Below are 20206 nucleotides of genomic sequence, written 5' to 3' on the forward strand. Positions count from 1 at the left end.
ACCCCTTTATCAATTTTGCTAAACATTTTCAATATATTAATTCTACAAAGATATTAAAAATCCTTCAACAAAAAATAGAAACTATAAAAATTTTTAAGTAAACAACATACTTCTTTAAATTTTCCCGCAAATTTAAAAAGGCGCACATGACGCCTTTATACTATATTCTATATATGATTGCACCAAGATTTTTTAACTTTTCTTCCATTTTTACATAGCCTCTGTCAATATGATAAATATCGTTTATTTCAGTCTTACCTTCTGCAATAAGTCCCGCCAATACTAAGGCTGCTCCCGCCCTTAAATCCGTTGCTTTAACTTCTGCCCCTGTTAAATGATCAACTCCTGTAACAACAGCACTTCTTCCTTCTATCTTTATATTTGCTCCCATACGCTTTAGCTCATCCACATGCATAAACCTATTTTCAAAAACTGTTTCTATTATAACGCTTGTCCCTTTTGCCACTGTCATCATAGCCATCATTTGAGCCTGCATATCTGTTGGAAAGCCTGGATAAGGAAGAGTTTTTATGTCCAATGCTTTATAATTTTTAGTTCCTTTTACTCGCAGTCCTTTAGGCTCTTCTGTTATTTTAATCCCACATTCTGTTAATTTCGCAATTATAGGCCTTACATGATCCACTATGACATTTTCTATAAGAACATTTCCTCCAGTCATTGCAGCTGCTACCATAAAGGTCCCCGCTTCAATTCTATCCGGTATGACAGTATGCTCAACCCCTTTTAGCTCTTTTACTCCTTCAATTCTTATTGTATCTGTACCAGCACCCTTGATTTTTGCGCCCATCTTATTGAGAAAATTGGCAAGGTCAACAATTTCTGGCTCTTCGGCAGCATTTTCTATTATAGTAATTCCATCTGCAAAAACTGCCGCCATCATAATGTTTTCTGTAGCCCCAACACTTGGAAAATCCAAATAAATTTTTTTGCCTGTTAACTTCTGAGCTCGTGCTTCTACATAACCATGTCCTATAGTGATGTCTGCTCCCAATGTTTGAAATCCCTTCAAATGCAAATCTATTGGGCGAGAACCAATCGCACACCCACCTGGCATAGAAATTTTAGCATGCCCAAGCCTAGCAAGTATAGGTCCCATCACCAAAAACGATGCTCTCATTTTTTTCACCAAATCATAGGGGGCTTCTACATCTTTAATATCTACTTTTATTTTTAATTTCTCATTCTCAAAGTCACATATAGCACCAAAATGTTTAATTAACTCGATCATAACATTGACATCTTTTAAAGTAGGTATGTCATCTAGCACTATTTCCCCTGATGATAATAAAGAAGCGGCAATTATAGGCAACACAGAATTTTTAGCACCACTTATTTTTACACTTCCTTTAAGTGGTGGGCTTTTTTCAACAATAAATTTCGTTCTTATCACCCTCTTTTAATACTCTATTGCTATAATAGGCGTTGCAACCCACAAATAAGTTTTATCATCAAAAGAACTATATCTTATTGCTACGTTTAAATTTATTTTTTCACTTCCTAATTTAATATATTCTTTTAATTTGCTTGAATAAGCAGAGACACTTATTATATTTTCCTCTTCCATTCCTTCTATTTTTTGTGCATCTAATTTGTCAAGCACTAATTTAACTATACTACTGTTTTTTTCTTTATTCAACTTCCCTTTAAAAGTTCCAACAAAGCATACTGTTACCTTAGGTTTTAGCTCTAACAATTTAAAAGAATTATTTATAAGGGACCTTTCTTTTAAAACATTGTCATAACCCTTAATGAGATATTCGTCTATTAACATATATGTTTCGCTTTGGGCACCATTTTTTAAACTTTGCACTGCTATGTTTATATGTCTCGTGTTTTCTGCATATTCTACTACTAGTTGTCTAAATTTGTTTTCTTCGATGCGAGATACCTTGATTTTTTGTTTGTCTAAATTCATGTTTTTTATTGTTACTTCGACATATTCATTTATTTTGTCAAAAGATGTAAAATCATCATTGACCTTTGACCATGCGTTTATATTTGCATATTCATATTTCGCACCCGTACTTAAAAAAGACCTCTTTACAAGTTCTACGTCATCATCAAAGGAAAGAAAAGCTTGTCTTTGAACCCCCAGCGAAAATAAAACCGCAAAAATCATTATTCCTATAATTATCTTTTTATCCATATGCCATACCTCCATATATACTTTTTTAAAAGAAAAGGCGGTAAAATATCAGCGAATCCACAAGGGGGAAAATGGATCCACCGATTTTTACCGCCCTTCTATTTTTAATTATTAACGGAAATAAAAAAATTTATTCATCAATCTCAAATATTTCATTATTGACATAATAGGAAAAACGGACATCTATTAGAAATAATTAGATAAAAAGAGAATAAGTCAGAAAAGGTCAGATATATGTAGATAAATTATCCTCGTGAACTTTTTTAGTCAAAAAAAGGTCAAAAATCAAATTTGTTTTATAATCCTGTTAGAGTAAAATTATAAATGAAAGGAAAAATATCTCAAAAAGGAGGTGTAGTATATGTTTTGGGTAGCACTTATTGTAGTAGGACTCATATCTAGTCTTGTATTTCATCCTTTGTTTAACTACAAAGCAGGAGAATCTTATGGCGAAAAGTTAAATAAAATTTACGGAACATATTGGGCAGCACTAGTTGCGCATTTAATCGGTGCATGGGTTGGCGGTGCTTATCTTGGCAAATGGGGCTGGATAGTCGCTGATTACAATGTAATAGGCGGATTCATTGGAGCAATAGTAATTGGTTATCTTTGGTACCTAATCGCTAAAAGTCAAACAAAATCAGAAGCTAATAAATAAAAATTTATAAAAGCGGGGTCACTCCCCGCTTTTATATTCTTCTGGTCTTTTGTCAGTCAAGTTAAACGCATATTTTATCGCCTGAATTATTCTCAAAGAGGCTTTACCATCACCATAGGGATTTACAGCATTAGCCATTTTATCATATTCTTCCTTATTTTCAAGAAGCAATGTCCCTTCGTTGTACACAACCTGCTCTTCTGTACCGATCACTCTTACAGTACCCGCTTTAACAGCCTCCGGTCTTTCGGTGACATCTCTCAAAACAAGCACAGGTTTACCAAGAGAAGGTACTTCTTCCTGCAGCCCTCCCGAATCAGTCATCACCATATAACATTTTGCCATGAGATTGTGCATTTCATCTGTATCAAGGGGGTCTAAAAGAAGTACATTGGTAAGCTCTCCTAATATTCTAAATACCGTTTCTCTTACTACAGGGTTTTTATGCACAGGATATACTATATAAACATCCTCGTAATTTTGAGCAATATTTTTAAGAGCATTACATATATTTTCAAGGGGTTTACCCCAATTTTCCCTTCTATGGGCTGTAACAACAATGACTTTTTTATTATTGTAATCAATTTGGTTGAGCCGTTCATCCCTAAAAATATAATCTCTTTTTACAGTATATACCATTGCATCTATGACGGTATTACCCGTAACAAAAATACTTTCTTCATCTACTCCTTCTTTTAAAAGATTAGATTTTGCTGTAATTGTAGGAGCAAAGTGCAAGTCTGTCAATACTCCCGTAAGCCTTCTATTTATCTCTTCTGGATATGGAAACCATTTGTTAAAAGACCTCAGCCCTGCTTCTACATGTCCTACTTTAATTTTGTGGTAAAAAGATGCAAGTGCAGAAACAAAAGTTGTCGTAGTATCGCCGTGTACCAACACAAGATCAGGTTTTTCTCTATTAAAGACCTTTTCAAGCCCTATAAGAGCAGAAGTAGTAATTTCAGATAATGTTTGTTTTTCTTTCATGATGTTTAAATCGTAATCGGGAGTAATATTAAAAAGCCTCAGCACCTGATCAAGCATTTCACGGTGCTGGGCTGTAACGCATACTTTTGATTCAAAATCCTTTTCTCTTTCCAAAGCTTTAATAAGAGGTGCCATTTTAATAGCTTCAGGCCTTGTTCCAAAAACAGATACGATTTTTAATGTCATCATTTTACACTCCTTAATACGTGGTCAACGGACCTGAGTACCCTTTTTTTGCTTTTCTAAAAGCCCAAGTTTATCTGCACCCCACATTACAAACAAAATTGATAGTATAAAAATAATCAAACCTTTTGTTTCATTACTGGAGGATATCAATATAGCACTTATTCCCAGCAGCAAACTTACGCCGTACATTATAAGCACAACCTGTCTTTGTGTAAGGCCTTTTTCTAAAAGCCTGTGGTGCAAATGCCCTTTATCTGCTTCCATAATTGGTTTACCGTTTATCAATCTCCTTACAATTGCAAACGTAGTATCAAATATAGGCACACCTAATGCAAGGATTGGGACTGCTATAGCAATTGCCGCTGCCGATTTTACTGCTCCCTGTATCGATATAGCCGCTAGTACAAATCCTAAAAACATAGCCCCTGTATCTCCCATAAAAATTTTGCAGGATTAAAATTATAAGGCAAAAAGCCTAAAGCAGCACCCGCAATAGCGATTGAAATAACAGCAGTTGCAAATCTGCCATTTAAAAGGGAAACTATGAATAAAGAACCCGATGATATAACTGCTATTCCTGCTGCCAGTCCATCAAGGCCATCGATGAGATTCATAGTATTTGTAATCCCTACCACCCAAAAAAGCGTAAGAGGAATAGCCAACCAACTTTTTAGATATATCATTCCATCCCCAAAAGGATTAGAAAGCCAATCTATTCTCACACCACTTATTATTAGTACCATGGCTGCTACCAACTGTCCTAAAAGTTTAACTTTTGCACTAAGACTGTACTTGTCGTCAAACAATCCCAATGCTGCAATTATGGTTGCTCCTGTAACTATGCCAATGGTTTCATGGGTTTTTGGCAAAAAAAGCAATATACTTGTTATCGTTCCTAAAAATATAGCCACTCCGCCTAATCTAGGAACAGGTTTTGTATGTATGCGTCTTTCCTCATTAGGTATATCAATGGCTCCAATTACAAAAGCCAATTTCTTCGCCATTGGAGTAGCAATAAGTGACACCACAAATGCCATAACAAAAGATAAGAGGTATACCTTCATTTTTTAACACTCCTTTTAAGTTCACCATACCTTCCTTTGATTGACATCAATATTATTTTATCTCTCAATCTTTACTAAGTCAACATTTGCTTCCTTTAAAAGCCTAAAAGCCAATTCATCGGGATACTCTTCTTCATATACAATTCGCTTAACTCCCGCATTAATTAACATTTTAGCACACATAACACAAGGACTAGCATTTACGTAAAGTGTAGCCCCTTTAGTACTTACCCCATGCAGTGCTGCCTGTATAATCGCATTTTGCTCTGCATGTACACCTCTACAAAGTTCTGGCCTTTCCCCTGACGGTATCCCTAATTGATCTCTCAAACAACCTGTTTCTTCACAGTGGGCAAGTCCTGTAGGAGGACCATTATACCCTGTTGAAATTATGTGTTTATCAACTACTAAAATAGCTCCAACTTGCCTTCTAAGGCAAGTAGAGCGAGTTTTTACCACATCTACAATTTGCATAAAATATTCATCCCATGAAGGTCTCATCTGTCTACATTCCTTTCAATAAGGAAGTGGATTATTTAGTTCCAAACAATCTATCCCCCGCATCTCCCAAGCCTGGTACAATATAACCATGTTCATTTAAGCCTTGATCTATGCTGGCTACATAAATAGGAATCTCTGGATGTTCTTTGTGAACTGCCTCAATTCCTTCTGGAGCAGCTATTAAATTCACCAATTTTATATTTTGCGCGCCTCTTTCTTTGAGAAAGTGTATAGCAGCACAAGCCGATCCTCCTGTCGCAAGCATTGGATCTACTACAATAAGGTCTCTTTCTGCTATGTCGGGAGGCAGTTTGCAATAATATTCTACAGGTTTTAAAGTCTTAGGGTCCCTGTAAATCCCTATATGTCCCACTTTAGCAGCAGGTATGAGTTTTAACATACCGTCTACCATGCCAAGTCCTGCTCTTAATATAGGATTATTCCTAATTTTTTTCCTGCAATCACTTTTGTTTTTGCCATTGCCACTGGAGTTTTTACCTCTATCTCTTCAAGAGGTAAATCTCTCGTGACTTCATATGCCATAAGCATTGCAATTTCTTCTACTAATTCTCTAAATTCTTTAGAGCCAGTATTTTCATCCCGTATTAGGCTTATTTTATGTTGTATAAGTGGATGGTCAATGACAAATACATTTTTATACATTTTTTACCTCCTGTAAATTTAAAGTTTCTTTCCTATTAAAAATCAATATCATTTGCTATACTTTTTCTCAATTTCCGCTATTTTGTCTATTCTTCTCTGATGGCGTCCTCCTTGAAAAGTTGCCTTTAACCATTCATCCACCATCATCACAGCAAGACCTGGTCCTGTAATGCGTCCTCCTAAGCACAAAATATTAGCATTATTGTGTTCCTTAGCGGCTTTTGCTGAAAAAACATCTTCCACATGAGCAGCTCTAATTCCTGGTACTTTATTTGCCGCTATGCACATACCAATGCCCGTCCCACAAACCAAAATTCCTTCACTGTACTCACCAGATGCAACAGCCTCTGCTACTTTGAGAGCATAATCTGTATAATCGACAGAATCTGTACTAACAGTGCCAAAATCTTTATAGGCTATCCCATTTTCATCTAAATATTTTTTTATAGCTTCTTTAAGGTCGTAGCCACCATGGTCCGCACCTAATGCAATCACTTTTTTACCCTTCCTTTCTTCTGAAATTTTAGTTATAACCTTTGAAATTAAATCCTCTAACTCGCGTGCCGTTTGCCTATATACTTCTATCGGCATGCCATAAGGGTCTTCTACTTCACCCTCTAATCCTACATATTCTTTTAAGGTAAAAACTTTATAGGAATATTCTGGATATTGCACAAGTATGCTTTGTTTATGAGAATTCGACATAGTTAAAATTAAATTCGCCTCTTCTAAATCTTGACGTCTTAAATTTTTTGACCTATGTTTTGAAATATCTATATTGTAATCTCGTTTTAGCACTTCTATCGCTTGTTGTGAAGCAGGAAAACCTTCCGATGCAAAAACTCCTGCAGATTGTGCTTCAAAATCCTTACCTAAAGTTTTCGCTTTTGCATTAAAAAGCCCTTCCGCCATAGGACTTCTACAGGTATTCCCCGTACACACAAATAATACTTTCATATCAATTCTCCTTCAGCACTTATTTCTTTATAACCAGCAGCTTTTTCTAATCTGTTCATAATAGCAAGTCCAATATTGTTATATTCAAAACTTTCAGCAAAAATTACATCTACTCCCTTTTTGTCAAATTGTCGTAAAACTGCAAAAAGATTCTTCGCTATCGTCTCTGTCTCTTTCTATCTCCTACGACAATAATTTCTCCTTTTTTATATTGTGTCGAAGTTTGTACCGTTGCCATTATACCAACTTTTTTACCATATTTCAATTGTTCTTCTGTCAATTCTTGAATTTTTTTTACAACTTTCTCAAGGTCTCCTTTTACTATATAACCTCCGCGTTAGGCGAGTAATGTTTGTACTTCATTCCTGGAGATTTAGGCTTTAAATTCCCCTTTGGTTTTTTTAAAAGTGAAGGATCCACTTCAACATTTCCTATCACTTCTTTAAGCATCTCCAAAGTAACCGCTCCCGGTCTTAAAACAACTGGCATCTTTTCTGTTAAATCCAAAACAGTAGATTCTACGCCAAAATCGCATTTTCCCCCGTCTATTATTATATCTACTTTTCCATCCAAATCTTCGACAACGTGGGAAGCGTCGGTAGGACTAGGCTTGCCCGAAACATTAGCGCTAGGAGCAGATATAGGAACTTTTGCCCTTTTGATTAAAAGATGAGCAATTGTGTCTGACGGCATCCTTATAGCTACAGTATCCATTCCAGCCGTATTAACATAAGGCACTTTTTGCGATTTTTTAAAAATAAGTGTTAAAGGGCCTGGCCAAAATTTCTCCATGAGAATTTTAGCTTTTTGAGGTATCTCTTCCACAAGGTCATAAATCTGCTCTAATTCTGCAATATGAACAATAAGAGGGTTATCTTGAGGTCTTCCCTTTACCATAAATATTTTCTTTACAGCCTCTTCATCAAAAGAATTAGCCCCAATTCCATAAACTGTCTCTGTTGGAAAAGCCACAAGACCTCCTTCCCTTATCACTTTTGCTGCAAAATCAATAAGCTCAATTTCTGGATTATTTCTATCAACGCGTATTATTTTTGTCATTTAAGGCACTCCCTGCATAAACAAAATTTACAAATACTTTGTTATTATTATACCACCTATGAAGCCTAATATCATCCCCAAAACCGAAATTTTCCCTTTGTAAACATTTCTGGCCTCAGGAATTACATCGCCACAAGTCACATACAACATAGCTCCTCCTGCTATACTTAGATTTAAACCAATAAAATAAGGGGATATGCCACCTGTTACAACTCCGATTAAAGCCCCTATTCCTGTAGGAATCCCAGCCAATATGGTGTATATTACATTTTTGTAAGGAGGTATTCCACCAGCAGAAAATGGCGTTGCCATTGCTAAACCTTCAGGAAAATCGTGCAAAGCAATAACCAATGCGATGTCAACACCTAATGACTGAGACACCATAAAGCCAGAACCTACAGCAAGTCCTTCAGGAAAATTATGTAAAGCAATTGCAATTGCTAATAGTACTCCTTCTTTTATGAAACTTCCGGCAATGTCCATATTCTCTATTATCATGTCAAAAAAAGAAATCAAAATAGCTCCTACTAATATCCCAATTGTCCCCAATGGAATACTTGCTATATCAAAAGCATGAGGCAAAAGGTCAAAAGCAACAATAGAAAGCATTAAACCTGCAGCAGTACCCATAATGCCACTAAAAAATCTATTAGAAGGGTTTTTTAAAAAATATGTCACAGCTCCCCCCATTCCCGTACCAATTATTCCAACCAAAGAGCCTATTATCATCCCATTGAACGCGTACATAAAAACATCTCCTCAATTTTTAAATCTATTTCAAATGTATTAAACCATTATTGAACTTATGCTTATCACAAAAAAATTCGCCCGAAGGTAGGAGGACCATCGAGCGAACAAAGCGTCCTCTATAGAGGACAGCTGGGGGGCAATGTTAATTGTACGCATTTTGTCATATATTGCTATTTATTAGTTTAACTTGATAAAGCGTTCTTAATAATTATAATTTATAACGATTATTTAGTCAAGTACAAAAATTTTAATTATACCTTTATTTTTTGATAATATAAATTCATATTTTTTTAAGAAATATAAAAAGAACAGGTTTTCCTGTTCCTTTAATTTAGATTCACATTCTTGAGTTTTTCTGCCTGGTCATTTAAAATTAAAGCATCTATAATTTCGTCCAAATCCCCATCAAGAACTTCTTGTAATCTATATAAAGTCAAACCTATTCTGTGGTCAGTAACTCTGCCTTGAGGAAAATTATAAGTCCTTATCCTCTCGCTCCTTTCTCCCGTACCTACTTGAGACTTCCGTACCTCAGCAATTTCTTTTTGTTGCTCTTGTAGAGCCATTTCATAAAGCTTTGCTCGCAAATTTTAAGAGCTCTTTCTCTATTTTGAAGTTGTGACCTTTCATCCTGGCAAGTTACCACAATTCCTGTCGGAATATGTGTAACTCTAACTGCAGAATCTGTTGTATTTACACTCTGTCCTCCATGGCCACCAGATCTGAATACATCTATCCTTATATCATTTGGATTTATCTCTACATCAACTTCCTCAACCTCAGGCAAAACTGCCACTGTAGCAGTAGAAGTGTGAATTCTTCCTCCTGCTTCAGTGGTTGGAACCCTTTGAACCCTGTGAACACCACTTTCGTACTTCAACCTGCTGTATGCTCCTTTGCCAGAAATATTCAAAATTACTTCCTTAAATCCTCCAATATCTGTTTCATTTGAGCTCATTATTTCCACTTTCCACCCTTTTTTCTCCGCATACATGGAATACATCCTAAAAAGGTCATGGGCAAAAAGAGCTGCCTCTTCTCCTCCTGCTCCTGCCCTAATCTCCATTATGACGTTTTTCTCATCATTTGGATCTTTTGGTATTAATAGAATTTTTATCTCCTCTAATAATTCTTCTTTTTTTTCTTCTAAATGAGAAAGCTCTTCCTCCGCCATTTCCCTAAGTTCTTTTTCATCAGACAATAATAATTCTTTTGTAGAATTTATATCTTCGACAACTTTTTTGTATTCCCTATATTTTAACACAATCTCCTCAATAGCCGCATGCTCTTTCACATATTTTCTCCACTCGCCTACATTTGAAATAATGTTAGGATCACTTATCTTCTGACTTAATTCTACATATCTATCTTCTATTGCTTGTAATTTATCAATCATCATCTCACCTCAAAGATTGATTATACCACATATTATCTTTTGTGAAAACTATAGCTTATGCTCCGCTATTATCACCCTATCAATACCCGCTAAATCTTTAATTATTTCAACATCTTTAAATCCACTTTCTTCTAAAAGAGTAGTTACTTCCTCTTTCTGACTATATCCTATCTCAAAACCAATTTTTCCACCCGATTTTATATAAAAAGGAGCTTCTCTTATAATCTTTTTGTAGAAAAAAAGTCCGTCTTCTCCTCCATCTAACGCCACAATAGGTTCTTTTTTTACTTCTTCCTGCAATAGCTCAATTTCTCTTTTTTTAATATAGGGAGGATTTGACACAATAAAGTCAAATTTTAAATTTGGCGGAAGATTACAAAAAAGGTCACTTTCTATAAAGAATATTCTATCTAAAACCCCTTGCTTTTTTGCATTATGCTTTGCAATTTCAATAGCTTTTTTACTGATATCAACCGCATACACAGTACAATCCGGAAAATATTTAGCTATGCTTACAGCTATGGCACCACTTCCCGTGCCAATATCTAAAACTACATCTCCCCTTTTTAACCTTTTTAATGCTTCTTCTACAAGAATTTCTGTTTCTGGTCGGGGTATTAACACATTTTCATCCACAAAAAATTCTAACCCCATAAAATATTGTTTTTTTACAATATATTGATAAGGTATATGAGATTTTCTCATATTTACAAATTCTAAAAAGCGTTCCAATTGTTCCTTAGATATTTCCTCTTCTCTTCTAAGAAAAAGAGCAGTTCTATTAATTTTAAAACAGTGGCTAAAAGCAATTCAGCTTCAAGCTAGGATTATCGCATACCCCTTTTAACTCTTTTGCCCCCCAATTTATTGCCTCATATACTTTCAAATTCTTGTCCTCCCTCATCTTCTAAAACACTTTTAAGCGATGCAATAGCAACTTCTAATTGGCTGTCATCTGGCTCTCTTGTAGTAAGCTTTTGTAACAGCAAGCCAGGATAAATAAAAACCCTTATTATTTTATTGTCACTTCGCCCTGCTAATTTTATTATTTCATAAGATATACCAGCAACTACAGGAAGCAAAAGAATTCTACTAAGTATCCTTATATAAAGAGTAGGCCATTTTAAAAAAGAAAAAACTATTATAGAGACTATCATGACTATGAAGAGGAAATTTGTCCCACAACGTGGGTGTAAAGTAGTATATTTGCGGGCATTTTCCACTGTCAATTCCTCTTCATGCTCAAGGCAATGAATAGCTTTATGCTCTGCCCCATGATACTCGAATATTCTTTTTATATCTTTCATCTGTGATATTAATACAAGATACAAAATAAAAATAGCAACTCTTAACAATCCTTCGACAAAATTTATAACTACAGTATTTTTTGTAAACAATTTGATATAATCGCTACATATGTCGGCCCAATAAAAAATATGATAATTGATAAAATTAAAGATATAACGACAGAAAAATACATCAAAATATCCTCTAACTTATCTCCAAAAACTTTTTGTAAAAATAAGTCAAATTTTGAAATATTTTCTTCATCTTTTTCTTCAAAAAGTTCTGCAGAATAAGTAAGGCTTTTAATACCTACAATAAGAGAATCAAAAAGAGCAAAAGTACCTCTTATAAAAGGCAATGAAAAAAATTTATTCCTTTTAGTCAAAGGTTTTACATACTCTTTCTTTATAATTATTTCATCTCCTTTTCTTACAGCTGTCGCTACGCTGTTGTGTCCTCTCATCATAACTCCTTCAATTACCGCTTGACCACCTATATCAGTTTTCTTCATCTTCACACCTCTTTTCTAGGTACGGGGAACTTCATGGCATTTTCGACACCTTGCCTCATATGTTTCGTACGCCCCTACTAAAATGATTGAGTCATCATACCTTGCAGGTTTTCCATTGATAAGCCTTTGAGTGCGAGTAGCAGGATTGCCACATTTCACACATATAGCTGTCAACTTATCCACGGACTCCGCAATTGCCATTACATCAGGAGTAGGGCCAAAAGGTTCTCCCCTAAAATCCATATCCAACCCAGCACAAATGACTCTTTTACCTAAATCTGCAATTTCCCTTACAACATCCACAAGTAAATGATCAAAAAACTGAATTTCATCAATTGCGATAACATCTGTGTCTTCTTCTAAATGCTCAATTATTTCAGATGCCTTTACTACACTAATAGCATTTATATTAGTGCCATTGTGGGATACCACTTTGTCAATAGAATATCTATCATCAATGGCCGGTTTAAAGACTTGTACTTTTTGTTTGGCAATTTGTGCCCTTTTAATCCTTCTTATTAGTTCTTCACTTTTACCGCTAAACATAGGACCAACTATAACTTCTATAAAGCCATGATCTAATGAACCGTATATCATAAAAACCACCTTTCTTAATGTCAAATTAAAAACAAAAGGTTAGAGTCTTCTCCACTCTAACCCCCAGATTATTTTTCTTCTAAATTAAATCTCTTCCTAAATCTTTCAACTCTTCCACCAGTATCCACAATCTTCTGCTGGCCTGTAAAGAAAGGATGGCATTTGGAACATATTTCTACTCTAATTTCTTTCTTTGTAGAACCTGTTATAAAAGTATTTCCACATGCACACCTTACAACCGCATCATGATAATAGGTAGGATGTATATTCGGTTTCACAGCTTTCACCTCTTTCGCCCAAAACTCATACGGAGAAATTATAACACAAGTTATGCACAATATCAAGATTTATATAATTGTGCTCTTATCATATTTATAAACTCTGCATTAGATTTAGTTCGTATTAATTTTTCAATTAACATCTCTGTAACCTCTGTAGCAGGTAAATTCGACATAGCTTTTCTTAATATCCACATGGCCTCCAATTCTTCTTTAGTAAGCAGCAATTCTTCCTTTCTTGTACCCGATTTGTATATATCAATAGCAGGGAATATTCTTCTTTCCTGTAATTTTCTGTCAAGATGAAGTTCCATATTACCTGTTCCCTTAAATTCTTCAAATATAACATCATCCATACGACTTCCCGTTTCAATCAAAGCAGTAGCAGGATAGTTAAACTCCCACCTTCTTCTATATTCCTGGCTGCTCCGAAAAATCTTTTCGGAGGATGTAATGCAGAAGGGTCAATACCACCAGAAAGAGTTCTTCCTGAAGGAGGTGTAACAAGATTATAAGCTCTCGCCAACCTAGTAATACTATCTAAAAGAATCACCACATCCTTTTTATACTCTACAAGTCTTTTAGCATGTTCTAATACCATTTCAGCCACTTTGATATGATGTTCTGGCGGTTCATCAAAAGTAGAATACACTACTTCTCCTTTTATAGAGCGTTTCATGTCAGTCACTTCTTCAGGTCGTTCATCAATTAAAAGCACTATGAGAATAACTTCTGGATGGTTATGTGAAATGCTATTGGCAATTTGCTTAAGTAAAGTTGTTTTTCCTGCTTTTGGCGGTGCAACAATCATACCTCTTTGCCCTTTACCTATAGGAGCAATAATATCTACCAATCTCATAGAAAATTCTGTAGGGGATGTTTCTAATCTCAGTTTTTCATTAGGAAAAATAGGAGTCAATTCATCAAAAGGAATCCTTTTCTTGGCATTTTCGGGATCTTCACCATTTATAGATTCCACATAAAGAATCGCAGAATACTTTTCCCCTTCTCGAGGAATCCTTGTAATCCCTCGTACTTTGTCGCCAACTTTTAAGCCAAAGCGTCTTATTTGGGATTGAGAAATATATATATCTTTAGGTCCCTGAACAAAGTTTTCAACTCTTAAAAATCCGTAACCATCTGGCAAAATATCAAGAATGCCTTCTGCCACTACATCACCTTGCGTCTGTATAAGTTCTTTTAAAGGGTCAGAAAGTTCTTTAACAATTGGCAAAATATCTTTTGCAGAAATTGTTTGAGCTTGTAAGCCATTTGCGGCATTTTCAGCACTAATAGATTTTACATGGCCATTTCTCGATACATTAGAATCGTAATTTAAAGTGCCATCTGTATTTTTCTCTGCTGCACTTTCGTGTAACTTTTGAGTTTGCCTTTCATTTAAACCTTCTTCTTTTTTGTTATCCTTTTGAATTAAATTTTTTTCATTTGCTTGATTAGCTTTTTCTAAAATTTTTTCTTTTAGCTCTTGTTTTCTGTATTTCGTAATACTTTTAATACCTAACTTCTTCGCTATTTCTCTTAGTTCCATCAAACTTAAATTTTCCAAAGTATTAATATCAAAATCCAAAAGTACACCTCCCAAAATAATAATTTTAACAAATCAAGTCTTCACTACCTCATTTTAAAAAAGTGCAACAGGGAAGTTACTTAGAGGATAAAAATGTGGCTTTAAGCAAACATACTTTTCGCAAAAGATACTTATTATTAAAAACACAAAAAGAAAATGTTAAAAGAAATGAATACGTATAATCTTATTCTATTTTATTTATATTTTTTTGGAATGTCAAGTAGTTATTTTCAGTTCCAAATTTATAATTGACAATTTGTAGAAAATTTATACATAAAAAATAAAAGCAGGTGAAAGCCTGCTTTAGATTATGCTTTTCCTGCTGCGCCAAACAAAATCATTTTTTGCTTAATTACTTCTTTCATCGCATCTTTGCAAGGACCTAAAATTTTTCTGGGGTCATACACTTCACTATCTTTTTCTATAAGTTCTCTCAATCTTCTTGCAAATGCTTGTCTTATATCAGTATCTATATTTATCTTATTTATGCCCAGACTCACTGCTTTTTTTATAGCCTCTTCAGGAACTCCTGAAGCCCCGTGTAAAACTAAAGGAATATTAAGCATTTCTTTTATCTTTTTAAGTCTGTCAAAATCAAGCTTAGGTTCTCCTTTGTAAGGCCCATGAGCTGTCCCGATAGCTATAGCTAAATAATCTATTCCCGTTTCTTTTGCAAATTTTAAAGCTTCTTCTGGGTCTGTCATAGCCGCTTCTCTTTCATCTACTGTTATGTTATCCTCTGTACCACCAATTTTCCCGATTTCAGCTTCAACAGAAACCCCCATTCCGTGAGCAATTTCTACTACAGTTTTCGTCACTTTTATATTTTCTTCGAGGGCCAATTTTGAGGCATCCATCATTACAGAAGTCCAACCATTTCTTAAACATTTCATGACCGTATTGAAATCTGTACCGTGGTCAAGGTGAAGAGCAACTGGAACTGAAGCTTTTTCAGCCATTGTTCTAACAATAGACGAAATCGTCTCAATACCAGCATATTTAAGCCCACCTTCACTGACTTGTATTATAACTGGTGATTTAGTCTCTTCTGCTGCTTCCACAATAGCTTGAGTAATTTCTAAATTACTGGTGTTAAAAGCTCCAACTGCATATCCTTCTTTATGGGCTTTTTCTAATATCTCTATACCTGTTACTAACATTAGCAACAACTCCTTTACTACAACTGATTTTAAAATGCTGCCCAAATATTATATAACATTACTTTTTCATTATAGCATTTGTTTAAAGCTAGCACAAGAAAAATATAAAAAGGTACAAACGTACCTTTTACAAACATTATACAATCATTTCCTGCTTTAAGTTCTCATAAACTAAATTCCTTAGTGCTATTATGTCAAAAGGTTTAGATATAAAAGGAAATTCCGTAAAAGGTTCTTGTGGCTCATCAGCTGACATTATAATACCTTTCATGTTTGGATAGATACTCTTAACTTTTTTAATAATTTTTAACATATCTTTTGCCATGTGTAAATCAAATAGTCCTATATCGGGTCTAAATTTCTCTATCTCTCTGTTAAAAAGGCTAATATCACTATAGGACCTTACTTCATGTCCATCCATTGTGAAAATTTCTTCTATTAAACTACAGATTCCCTTATTATCGTCTAAAACTAAAATCCTACTCATTTTATTGCCACCTTTTACACCTATAAATGTTTGTTTTAACACACAATAAATAATATTCTACAAAAAAATAAATATTCCTCTCTTAAAATCAAAATTTTATTAAAAAATTTACGAATTGGCAATTTCTATTGCTTTATCTATAATTTTGTCACCAATCTCTATTCTAATAAATCTAAATTTTCTTTAGTTTTCATTCAATGTTATTAATTTATATTCTCCTCTAATGCTGATAGTCTTTATTTCTGCTTACATTTTCTTTTTACAAAAGCAAAATAATTGTAGAAAAATAAAAAAGAGCCTAGTTATAGGCTCTAAATTATTGCGCTTTCTCGTTGACCTGCTTTAGACTGGAAAATATGGAGCCTGTAGGACATTTTTCGGCACAAATCCCACAATTGGTACATTTTTCATAATTTATCTTTGCTAAATAATTTTCAAAAGTGATTGCTTTTTCGGGGCAACTTCTAACACATATTTGACATCCAATACATCCAACGCTACAATAGCCTCTAACTACCTTACCCGGATCATTACTCTTACATTTTATTATCACTTCTTGGTTATAGGGGACAAGCTCAATTATTCCTTTTGGGCAAACCTCTATACATGCTTTGCAAGCTACGCATTTTTCTTTATCTATAACAGCAACTCCATTAATGATTTGAATTGCACCATAATCACAAACATCTACGCAGGTACCACAACCCAAACAACCGTATGGGCAAGATTTGCATCCTCCAGCCAATATATTCTGGGCTCTACAGTCCCTTATACCATTATATAGATATTTATCTTTTGCTTTACTACGATCTCCTTGGCACAATACAGTGGCTACTTTTCTTTCCACTTCTACATCGTCGACTCCCATTATCTCCGCAATTTTTTTTGCTACAGAATTTCCCCCAACACTACAAGCATTTACTGGAGCTTTCCCCTCTACAATCGCATTAGCATAGGCATCGCAGCCCGGATATCCGCAAGCTCCGCAGTTTGCACCTGGTAAAACTTCTCTTATCTTTTTACTTTTGGATTTGTTTCAAAAGCAAAATTTTAGATGCTAAAGAAAGACTTGACCCAAATAAAAATCCTAATCCACCTAATACTACTATTGCATACAATATACCACTCATTTTATTACCTCCTAAACAAGCCCATTAAATCCCAAAAATGCTATGGATATAAGGCCCGCAGTTATTAATGCGATTGGCACGCCCTCCAAAACCTTTGGAACATCTATTATTTCAAGCTTCTCTCTTATTCCGGCCATAAGCAACAATGCTATAGCAAAACCAATAGATGCTCCTAAGGCATTAAAAATCGTTTCAATCAATGTATAGCCTTCTTGAATATTTAATATGGCAACTCCTAGTACTATACAGTTAGTGGTTATCAATGGAAGATATATACCTAATGCACCATAGAGATTGGGACTAGTTTTTTTAAGAAATATTTCAACAAATTGTACTAAAGAAGCTATTACAAGTATAAAAACGATAGTTTGCAAATATTCTAAATTTAGTGGAACTAATATCGCGTGATGTATTATATAAGTTATAACTGATGACAGCGTAATTACAAAAGTTACAGCCATACCCATGCCAGTAGCTGTTTCTGTTTTATTAGATACACCTAAGAAGGGACATATCCCTAAAAAACGGGCAAAAACATAATTGTTTACAAATATTGTATTAATCAATATTATAAATATATTCATCTAAAACTTCCTCCTTTGTCCCAGTCTCAGACACTTCTTTTCTCCTTCTAGCATGATTAAAAAGCCCAATCAATATCCCAAGTACAATAAACGCTCCTGGTGGCATTATAAAAATTAGTGCTGGTTCAAAACTTGCCCCAAATAGCTGTATTCCAAACAAACTACCAGATCCTAATATCTCTCTTATGCTTCCCAATATTAATACTGCTAAAGTGTATCCTGCTCCCATGCCTAAACCATCCATTACGGAAGTCAATAAATTATTTTTAGAAGCAAAAGCTTCCGCTCTTCCTAAAATTATGCAGTTAACAACTATTAAAGGAATAAAAATTCCCAATGCATTGTAAAGAGCAGGAGTATAAGCTTTCATAAACATTTCCACTACAGTAACAAAAGTCGCAATAACTACAATAAAAGCTGGAATACGAATTTTATCTGGTATAACTTTTCTTAATAAAGAAACAACTGAATTTGAACCAACTAATACAGCTGTTACAGCTAATCCCATAGCCAAGCCATTAATTGCTGAAGTAGTTACAGCTAAAACTGAACACATACCTAGTGCTTGGACATATATAGGATTTTCCTTAACCAAGCCATTACTAAAGATTTTGGATAATTTCATTCTTAATCCCTCCACGATTTAACTAATTAGCCAATTTTGAATTATATATTTCCCGCACCATATTTACACCACTGACTATTGCATTACTCGTTATAGTTGCACCAGTAAGGGCTTGTATTTCATTATCAGCTTTAGGAGGATGCTTAACAACAACTAATTTGTCAGCTACAGATTTGCCTTTAAAGCATCGGTGAAGAAGCTCTTAGTTGCATTTGCTCCAAGCCCTGGAGTTTCTTTGTGATTTAAGATTTTGATGCCCGTAATATATCCTTTTTTAGAGATACCAACCATAAATTGAATTTCTCCACCATAACCATTAGAAGTAATTTTAAATACATATCCAACAAGAGACGAATTTCCGTCATAACCTTCACTAACTTCTAACACATTTTGATTAGAACCAGCAATCTCCTTTAATCGCTTTTCATCTAATGTAACAAAGCTTTCCGCTTCTTGCAATACCTCTTGTTTTGCTGCATTATTGGCAATTTTCTCTATTTCTGCTATCTTTTTTGAAGTAATTGCATTTGAAACTCCTAATATTACTCCAGCAGCAGCAGTTATTAAAAGTAAAATTAAACCTATTTTTGCTATCTCCTTCATCTATTTCACCTTCCCAAATACTCTAGGTTTAGTAAATTTCTCAATTAATGGAGTTGCAACGTTCATTAGTAGTATTGAATAAGACACCCCTTCTGGATAAGCTCCTTTAATTCTAATTATTGCTGTTAATACACCTGCCCCAACTGCAAATATAATTCTACCTAAGGGAGTTACTGGCGAGGAAGAATAATCTGTAGCCATATAAAAAGCACCAAGTATTAATCCACCGCCTAATATATGATATGGTAATAATTTAGGTTCAACTCCTAATAACAGTAACATGATAAAGGTTGTTCCTATATAAAATACTGGTATTTTCCAATCTATAACTTTCCTTATTATCAAATATGCAGCACCTATTAACAATAACAAAGCAGAAGTTTCTCCAATAACTCCTGGAATATTACCTATAAACATATCCCTCAATGTTGGAAGTTCAGCACCTGTACCATATTTCATTATGGATAATGGTGTGGCTGATGTGACTACGTCTGGTCTAGTGCCAGTATAGTTTGTCATATGAACTGGCCATGAAGTCATCAACATTGCTCTCGCTGCTAATGCTGGATTCATAAAATTCGCACCTAAACCACCAAAAAGTTGTTTTACAACTATGATGGCAAAAGCAGAACCTATTACTGGTAGCCACCAAGGAGCACTCGCCGGTAAATTAAACGCGATTAATATACCAGTTATTGCAGCAGAAAAATCTGTTATAGTAATAGGTCTTTTAAATAATTTTTGAATTAATGCTTCGGATAAGACAGATGAGGCTACTGAAATTAATATTAATTTTAAAGCATTCAAACCAAATAAATATACACTTCCTATAATAGCCGGTGTAAGAGCTATTACCACATCTAACATTATCCTCTTTACCGATTCATTAGATCTTATATGAGGAGATGAAGAAACTATCAATTTATCTTGTAAAACGACTTCTTCTACTTTAGCTAGCATTTCAATCC

Annotated in this window: 18 protein-coding genes and 8 pseudogenes; 1 reads left to right on the plus strand and 25 read right to left on the minus strand. The window is 34.6% G+C overall.

The window, feature by feature from the left end:
- Window positions 1-160: 160 nt before the first annotated feature.
- Complete coding sequence (murA, locus tag JCM7501_RS07710) at window positions 161-1411, minus strand: UDP-N-acetylglucosamine 1-carboxyvinyltransferase (RefSeq protein ID WP_028991757.1); 1251 nt, start codon at window positions 1409-1411, stop codon at window positions 161-163.
- 6 nt (window positions 1412-1417) lie between these two features.
- Window positions 1418-2167, minus strand: a complete 750-nt coding sequence (locus JCM7501_RS07715; protein ID WP_028991758.1) for a YwmB family TATA-box binding protein — start codon at window positions 2165-2167, stop codon at window positions 1418-1420.
- A gap of 361 nt (window positions 2168-2528) precedes the next feature.
- On the opposite strand from JCM7501_RS07715, the gene JCM7501_RS07720 reads away from it, so the two are divergent.
- Window positions 2529-2825, plus strand: a complete 297-nt coding sequence (locus JCM7501_RS07720) for a hypothetical protein (RefSeq protein ID WP_012994308.1) — start codon at window positions 2529-2531, stop codon at window positions 2823-2825.
- A gap of 18 nt (window positions 2826-2843) precedes the next feature.
- Here JCM7501_RS07720 and wecB read toward each other — a convergent pair whose 3' ends face one another.
- The 23 genes and pseudogenes from wecB to JCM7501_RS07825 form a co-directional block, all read right to left on the minus strand.
- On the minus strand, window positions 2844-3998 hold the full coding sequence (gene wecB, locus JCM7501_RS07725; protein WP_211232386.1) for a non-hydrolyzing UDP-N-acetylglucosamine 2-epimerase: 1155 nt from the start codon (window positions 3996-3998) through the stop codon (window positions 2844-2846).
- Between the two features lie 24 nt (window positions 3999-4022).
- Window positions 4023-5062 (minus strand): annotated as a pseudogene (locus JCM7501_RS07730) (glycosyltransferase family 4 protein).
- A 57-nt stretch (window positions 5063-5119) separates the two neighbouring features.
- On the minus strand, window positions 5120-5563 hold the full coding sequence (locus JCM7501_RS07735) for a deoxycytidylate deaminase (protein ID WP_012994305.1): 444 nt from the start codon (window positions 5561-5563) through the stop codon (window positions 5120-5122).
- A 31-nt stretch (window positions 5564-5594) separates the two neighbouring features.
- A pseudogene (gene upp, locus JCM7501_RS07740) lies at window positions 5595-6226 on the minus strand (uracil phosphoribosyltransferase).
- Window positions 6227-6274: 48 nt separating this feature from the next.
- Complete coding sequence (gene rpiB / locus JCM7501_RS16645) at window positions 6275-6721, minus strand: ribose 5-phosphate isomerase B (RefSeq protein WP_028991786.1); 447 nt, start codon at window positions 6719-6721, stop codon at window positions 6275-6277.
- Between the two features lie 54 nt (window positions 6722-6775).
- A pseudogene (locus tag JCM7501_RS16650) lies at window positions 6776-7183 on the minus strand (low molecular weight protein arginine phosphatase); the annotation flags it as partial.
- A pseudogene (locus JCM7501_RS07755) lies at window positions 7180-8242 on the minus strand (L-threonylcarbamoyladenylate synthase). The pseudogenes JCM7501_RS07755 and JCM7501_RS16650, both read right to left, overlap by 4 nt.
- 27 nt (window positions 8243-8269) lie before the next feature.
- The gene (locus JCM7501_RS07760) at window positions 8270-8989 is read right to left on the minus strand and encodes a ZIP family metal transporter (RefSeq protein ID WP_028991761.1); all 720 of its coding nucleotides are present in this window, start codon (window positions 8987-8989) and stop codon (window positions 8270-8272) included.
- Between the two features lie 329 nt (window positions 8990-9318).
- Window positions 9319-10391, minus strand: a pseudogene (gene prfA / locus JCM7501_RS07765) (peptide chain release factor 1).
- Between the two features lie 45 nt (window positions 10392-10436).
- Entirely contained in the window at window positions 10437-11198 is a 762-nt protein-coding gene (gene prmC / locus JCM7501_RS07770) for a peptide chain release factor N(5)-glutamine methyltransferase (protein ID WP_409373530.1), read from the minus strand.
- A gap of 62 nt (window positions 11199-11260) precedes the next feature.
- Window positions 11261-12186: pseudogene (locus JCM7501_RS07775) on the minus strand (DUF1385 domain-containing protein).
- Window positions 12187-12201: 15 nt separating this feature from the next.
- Entirely contained in the window at window positions 12202-12783 is a 582-nt protein-coding gene (locus JCM7501_RS07780; RefSeq protein ID WP_028991765.1) for a thymidine kinase, read from the minus strand.
- A 68-nt stretch (window positions 12784-12851) separates the two neighbouring features.
- A complete protein-coding gene (rpmE, locus tag JCM7501_RS07785; RefSeq protein WP_003867319.1) occupies window positions 12852-13061 on the minus strand; it encodes a 50S ribosomal protein L31 in 210 nt (69 codons plus the stop codon).
- 62 nt (window positions 13062-13123) lie between these two features.
- Window positions 13124-14649: pseudogene (gene rho / locus JCM7501_RS07790) on the minus strand (transcription termination factor Rho).
- Between the two features lie 308 nt (window positions 14650-14957).
- Window positions 14958-15809 (minus strand): class II fructose-1,6-bisphosphate aldolase, encoded by an 852-nt coding sequence (locus JCM7501_RS07795; RefSeq protein WP_028991767.1) that lies wholly within the window; start codon window positions 15807-15809, stop codon window positions 14958-14960.
- Window positions 15810-15945: 136 nt separating this feature from the next.
- On the minus strand, window positions 15946-16296 hold the full coding sequence (locus JCM7501_RS07800; RefSeq protein WP_028991768.1) for a response regulator: 351 nt from the start codon (window positions 16294-16296) through the stop codon (window positions 15946-15948).
- A 316-nt stretch (window positions 16297-16612) separates the two neighbouring features.
- The gene (locus JCM7501_RS07805; protein ID WP_256201300.1) at window positions 16613-17164 is read right to left on the minus strand and encodes a 4Fe-4S binding protein; all 552 of its coding nucleotides are present in this window, start codon (window positions 17162-17164) and stop codon (window positions 16613-16615) included.
- Between the two features lie 84 nt (window positions 17165-17248).
- Window positions 17249-17311, minus strand: a pseudogene (locus JCM7501_RS14825) ((Fe-S)-binding protein); the annotation flags it as partial.
- Window positions 17312-17437: 126 nt separating this feature from the next.
- Window positions 17438-18010 carry an electron transport complex subunit RsxA gene (rsxA, locus tag JCM7501_RS07810; RefSeq protein ID WP_012994291.1) on the minus strand — a complete coding sequence of 191 codons (573 nt, stop codon included), beginning with the start codon at window positions 18008-18010 and terminating at the stop codon, window positions 17438-17440.
- Window positions 17985-18635, minus strand: coding sequence for an electron transport complex subunit RsxE (gene rsxE / locus JCM7501_RS07815; RefSeq protein WP_012994290.1), 651 nt, complete (start codon window positions 18633-18635; stop codon window positions 17985-17987). Before rsxE ends, rsxA begins: the two co-directional genes overlap by 26 nt.
- A gap of 22 nt (window positions 18636-18657) precedes the next feature.
- Window positions 18658-18753: an FMN-binding protein gene (locus JCM7501_RS14830; protein ID WP_256201307.1), complete on the minus strand. Its 96-nt coding sequence runs from the start codon at window positions 18751-18753 to the stop codon at window positions 18658-18660.
- Between the two features lie 47 nt (window positions 18754-18800).
- Window positions 18801-19238, minus strand: a complete 438-nt coding sequence (locus JCM7501_RS07820; RefSeq protein ID WP_256201301.1) for an FMN-binding protein — start codon at window positions 19236-19238, stop codon at window positions 18801-18803.
- A complete protein-coding gene (locus JCM7501_RS07825; protein WP_012994288.1) occupies window positions 19239-20198 on the minus strand; it encodes an RnfABCDGE type electron transport complex subunit D in 960 nt (319 codons plus the stop codon). It lies immediately after the preceding gene.
- Window positions 20199-20206: the final 8 nt, after the last annotated feature.

The sequence above is a fragment of the Thermoanaerobacter thermocopriae JCM 7501 genome (assembly GCF_001310975.1).
Classification (GTDB): Bacteria; Bacillota; Thermoanaerobacteria; order Thermoanaerobacterales; family Thermoanaerobacteraceae; genus Thermoanaerobacter; species Thermoanaerobacter thermocopriae.